The organism is Erwinia sp., assembly GCF_031978025.1.
Taxonomy (GTDB): domain Bacteria; phylum Pseudomonadota; class Gammaproteobacteria; order Enterobacterales; family Enterobacteriaceae; genus Erwinia.
In genome coordinates this window covers 1-5,252 of sequence record NZ_DALZCD010000293.1, presented here as the reverse complement: position 1 = coordinate 5,252, position 5,252 = coordinate 1, and the positions used below count along the sequence as shown (strand labels likewise).

Below are 5,252 nucleotides of genomic sequence, written 5' to 3'. Positions count from 1 at the left end.
GTGATCCGGCGCGTCGAACGTAACGAGATGCCCGGCAACAAGATAGGCCTGCTTAACGTGCACCATCGCGTCAGGCTGCTTTACGGCGAAGGACTGCATATTCACCGCCGTCAGCCGGGCACCGAAATCGCCTTTTATATTAATAAAAAAGGGGCGACGCTGCCCGAACGTGTCTCACTGACGGCCCAGGGCCTGTTAACCGGGAAAACGCTGTGAAAGCCATTATTGTGGAAGATGAATTTCTGGCGCAGCAGGAACTGAGCTGGCTGATCCGCCAGCACAGCCAGCTGCAAATCGAGGCCACGTTCGACGACGGTCTGGACGTGCTGAAATATTTGCAAACTCACCAGCCGGACGTGATTTTCCTGGATATCAATATTCCCTCGCTGGATGGCATGCTGCTGGCACAAAACATCAGTAAATTTGCGCATCGTCCGCACATTGTCTTTATCACCGCTTATAAAGAGCACGCGGTAGAAGCCTTCGAGCTGGAGGCGTTTGATTATATTCTCAAGCCCTATCATGAGATGCGTATTATCACGATGCTGCGCAAGCTGGAAAATACGCTGCAGCAGGCCGCTACCGGCGGTGCAGACAGCCCGCGTAGCCAGACGCACACCATTAACCTGACGAGGGACGAGCGCATTATCGTGACGGACATCGACGATATTTATTACGCCGAAGCCCACGAGAAAATGACGTTTGTTTATACGCGGCGGGAAGAGTATGTGATGTCGATGAATATCACTGAATTTTGCAGCCGCTTGCCCGACGAGGCTTTTTTCCGCTGCCATCGATCCTACTGCGTAAATCTGAGCAAGATCCGCGAAATCGAACCCTGGTTTAACAACACTTATATCCTGAAGCTGCGCGACCTGGAGTTTCAGGTGCCGGTCAGCCGCAGTAAAGTACGGGAGTTTCGCCAGCTGATGCGGCTGTAAAAAAGGCCGGAAAACCGGCCTTTTTAAGGGTGCTGCTTAGTCACACCGCGCTACGGCGACGACAGGGCAGCTTACAGGATGGTGCCTAACGTCTGACGAAGATGCGCACCCGCGCCCAGCAGGCCAGGCTTGTCATGCGTAATCAGATAAACAGGAATATTCTGCACGTAATCTTTAAAACGCCCTTTATCTTCAAAAGCGGCGCGGAAACCGGAAGCCTTGAAGAATTCCAGGAAGCGAGGCACGATGCCGCCAGCGATGTAGACGCCGCCGAACGTGCCCATGGTTAACGCCAGGTTTCCACCAAAACGCCCCATGATCACGCAAAACATCGCCAGGGCACGACGGCAGTCGATGCAGCTGTCGTCCAGCGCGCGCTGAGAAACATCTTTCGGCTTCAGGTTCTCCGGCTCACGGTTATCAGCTTTAACAATCGCACGATAAAGGTTGACCAGACCGGCCCCGGAAAGCACGCGTTCGGCAGAGACATGGCCCAGCTCGGCGCGCAGCACTTCCAGGATCAGATCTTCTTCTTCGCTGTTAGCCGCGAAATCTACGTGACCCCCCTCGCCCGGCAGGCTCACCCAGCGTTTATCCACGTGCACCAGATGCGCCACGCCCAGACCGGTTCCGGCACCATAAACGGCGACGGGCTTGTCTTTCACCGGCGTTGTCCCGCCGAACTGCATCACGTCCTGCTCGGTCAGCATAGGGATCGCCATCGACACCGCGGTAAAGTCGTTGATGATCTCAAGATGCTCGAAGCCCAGGTTCGCTTTCATCTTGCTGGTGGAGAAAGCCCAGTCGTGGTTGGTCATGTCCACCCAGTCATCGGTGATCGGACAGGCAATGGCGATGCAGCCATCCGTGACATCCTGCTGCTGCTCGGCAAGATAAAAACGGATGACTGCCTCAAGGCTATCATAGTCTGCTGTGGAGAACGTTTTGGCTTGTGAGATGGCACCGTTCTCGACTTCGCACAGTGCCAGGCGCGCATTGGTGCCGCCTACATCACCTACCAAAGCATATTTAGTCATTATTGTTTTGCTCCGCTTACGTCATATGTACACACTATAAATTTCCCCCACTCAAACAACAACGTTCAGCCCTGACGGCTGAACGTAAAATCGCGCTGCGACCGACTACCTTACCTGCACTGGCCGCAGTTTCCCACGGGCATCAATCTGAATCTAGCGTCTGAGTCCGTTATCAGACTTTTCAGGACGCATTTCGCTTGTGCAACGCCGCCGACACCGCCTGCAATACGGGCGGGACATCCAGCTGCGGCAGCATAACCTCCACCAGCGAGAGACGCGAGGGTTGTTCAATCACTTTTACCACTTCCTGCAATTGAGCGGTTTCCTCAACGCGCCAACTTTGCGCCTCGCCCCGCGTGCTGAGAGCCTGCGGCAGCTGCGTCCAGTTCCACGGCGCAATATCATTGTAGCGCTGATGTTCACCGTGAATAGCCCGCTCAACAGTATAACCGTCATTATTAAGGATAAAGAGGATGGGCTTAAGACCATCACGCAGCATCGATCCGAGTTCCTGAATGGTCAGCTGCGCCGCCCCATCGCCGATAAGCAAAATGACGCGCCGGTTCTGACAGGCCACCTGCGCGCCCCACGCGGCAGGCAGCGTAAAGCCGATCGAGCCCCACAGCGGCTGACAAATAAAGGTGACGTCCTCAGGCAAACGCAGCGCCGCTGCACCAAAGGCGGCCGTCCCCTGGTCGGCCAGCACGATATCGCCGGGACGCAAAAAATCCTGCATGATACGCCAGAACGCATTTTGGCTCAGCGCACCAGCTGCAGGCTCGGGCAGCGTCGGCGGGAGCGCCTGCGTATCGTGCCAGCGTTTACCATGGCGCGTCGCCAGCTGGTGCAGTACGGCGACAGCCTCCTTCATGGCGATTTGGTTGAACGTCTGCTCACCTACCCGACAACGAGACAGGCCAATATCAATATTGCGCAGCGGATCGATTTGTTGGGTAAAGCCGGCGGTAATCGTGTCTGTCCAGAGCGTGCCCAGGGTAATGACCACCTCGCGCTGCTCAATAAGCCGCTGCGTCTCCCCCGTGCTGGCCGCACCTGAATAGGTGCCGACAAAACCCGGCTGCTGCTCCGGCAGCACGCTTTTTCCCATCAATAAGGTTGAGAAAGGCAGCGCCGTTTCCGTCACCAGCGCCTGTAGCGCACCACGTAGTCCTGCCCTGTCGGCAAGAAAATCGGCCAGCAGCGAAACGCTCTCGGCTTCTGCCAGCAGGGTTTCCGCTGCGGCGCTAAAGGCATCCAGGCTGCTTTGCAGCGATGGTTGACGGTAAACCAGTGTCCCGACTGGCGGCGGGATCTGTGCTTCCGCCACGTCCGTTGGCATAAAAAGGTAAACAGGGCGATGTTCGCGCAACGCGGTAAGCAGCACCCGGTCAATTTCCGCCGCCGCATTTTCCCTGGTCAGGACGGCCTGCGCCACGGTGACCTCACGCGCAATGCGTAGAAAATGCGAATAGTCGCCGTCGCCCAGCGTATGGTGCAGCAGCAGCTTCTCTTCCTGCGCCGCGCTGGCCGGGGCGCCGACGATATGGATAACCGGCAGATATTCGGCGTAGCTGCCCGCCACGCCGTTTAAAGCGCTCAGCTCGCCCACGCCAAAAGTGGTAAGCAGCGCCGCTGCGCCGCGACAGCGCGCATAGCCGTCGGCAGCATAAGCCGCATTCAGCTCGTTGCTGCTACCCGCCCAGGCGATTTTTTCGCTGGCGATAACATGATCCAGGAACTGCAAATTGTAATCGCCCGGCACACCAAACAGATGCCCGATACCAATTTCCTGCAGACGCAGCAACAGATAGTCTCCAACGGTTTGCATAGTTTTCTCCTCTTATCAGGTTGTAATGAGTATTGCCGATCCTCTGCGCACCCGTTGAAATCTGTCGCGGCCCGTGATGGCAAGGAAAGATGACGCCTGAGACTTTTCCGCAAGTTGCGATCCGCTGCGCTAACCGGTTCGGTGTAACCGTATACACTGCTATGCTCTTTTCGCCTTCCTTTCTGAGCACAGGAACTTTTCATGGTTTATCAGCCCAAAGAAGATCGTTACCAGACAATGAGTTATCACCGCAGCGGCCGCAGCGGCTTGAAGCTACCCGCCGTCTCGCTCGGCCTGTGGCACAACTTCGGCGACGCCACGCTGGTGGAAAACAGCCGCACGCTGCTGCGCCACGCTTTCGATTCAGGCATTACCCATTTCGATCTGGCTAATAACTACGGGCCGCCGCCGGGCTCGGCAGAAGAAAACTTCGGTCGCATTCTGCGCCAGGATTTTGCTTCGCTGCGCGACGAGCTGATCATCTCTTCGAAAGCAGGTTATACGATGTGGGAGGGGCCATATGGCGACTGGGGTTCACGTAAATACCTGATCGCCAGCCTCGACCAAAGCCTGAAGCGCATGGGTCTGGACTATGTTGATATCTTTTATCATCACCGCCCCGATCCGGAAACGCCGCTGGAAGAAACAATGACCGCGCTGGACCATCTGGTGCGTCAGGGAAAAGCACTTTATATCGCCCTGTCCAACTATCCGGCACAACAGGCAGCAGAAGCGATTGGCATCCTGAAGCAGCTGGGTACGCCCTGCCTGATCCACCAGCCGAAATACTCTATGTTTGAACGCGCCCCGGAAAAGGGCCTGCTGGATGTGCTTCAGCAGCAGGGCGTCGGCTGCATCGCCTTCTCGCCACTGGCGGGCGGTATGCTGACCGATCGCTATCTGCAGGGCATCCCGGAAGATTCACGCGCGGCCAGCGGCAGTCGTTTCCTGAGCAGCGAACAGCTGACGCCAGAGAAGATGGAAAAAGTGCGTCAGCTGAACGAGCTGGCCCAGCAGCGCGGCCAGAAGCTGTCGCAAATGGCACTGGCCTGGGTACTGCGTGGCGGCCGCGTCACGTCAGTATTGATTGGGGCCAGCAAAACCAGTCAGATAGACGATGCCGTAGCCATGCTGGCCCGGCGTGAATTCAGCCAAAGCGAGCTGGATCGCATCGACGCCATCCTTGCCTGACCTCATGGCCGCCGCGTCCTGCGGCGGCCTGCCTGACGACACTCCCTTTAACACTTTCCCAACACTTTTAAGAATTAGCCAGGCGAAAACCTGGCGCTCTCTTTATAATACTGGCATCAGGGCGGAGCCGTTGTGCCGCTGATAAGGAGAAAAAATGAAGTATTTATTGCTTATTGCCACTTTGCTGGCAGGTTCAGCCTTACACACAGCACAGGCTGACAGCGCCCGGATTATGTTAGCACCGGGCGTTTCGCT

Annotated in this window: 4 protein-coding genes and 1 pseudogene; 3 read left to right on the top strand and 2 right to left on the bottom strand. The window is 56.7% G+C overall.

Features of this window, described 5'->3' with window-relative positions; genetic code table 11:
- Window positions 1-216, top strand: a pseudogene (locus RTK32_RS18590) (sensor histidine kinase); the annotation flags it as partial.
- Complete coding sequence (locus RTK32_RS18585) at window positions 213-941, top strand: LytTR family DNA-binding domain-containing protein (RefSeq protein WP_312046582.1); 729 nt, start codon at window positions 213-215, stop codon at window positions 939-941. The pseudogene RTK32_RS18590 and the gene RTK32_RS18585, both read left to right, overlap by 4 nt.
- A 71-nt stretch (window positions 942-1,012) precedes the next feature.
- Here RTK32_RS18585 and glk read toward each other — a convergent pair whose 3' ends face one another.
- Entirely contained in the window at window positions 1,013-1,978 is a 966-nt protein-coding gene (gene glk, locus RTK32_RS18580; protein ID WP_312046580.1) for a glucokinase, read from the bottom strand.
- 181 nt (window positions 1,979-2,159) lie between these two features.
- Window positions 2,160-3,806 carry a thiamine pyrophosphate-binding protein gene (locus tag RTK32_RS18575; RefSeq protein WP_312046578.1) on the bottom strand — a complete coding sequence of 549 codons (1,647 nt, stop codon included), beginning with the start codon at window positions 3,804-3,806 and terminating at the stop codon, window positions 2,160-2,162.
- Between the two features lie 201 nt (window positions 3,807-4,007).
- Here RTK32_RS18575 and mgrA point away from each other — a divergent pair, with 201 nt between their 5' ends.
- Complete coding sequence (gene mgrA / locus RTK32_RS18570) at window positions 4,008-4,997, top strand: L-glyceraldehyde 3-phosphate reductase (RefSeq protein WP_312046576.1); 990 nt, start codon at window positions 4,008-4,010, stop codon at window positions 4,995-4,997.
- Window positions 4,998-5,252: the final 255 nt, after the last annotated feature.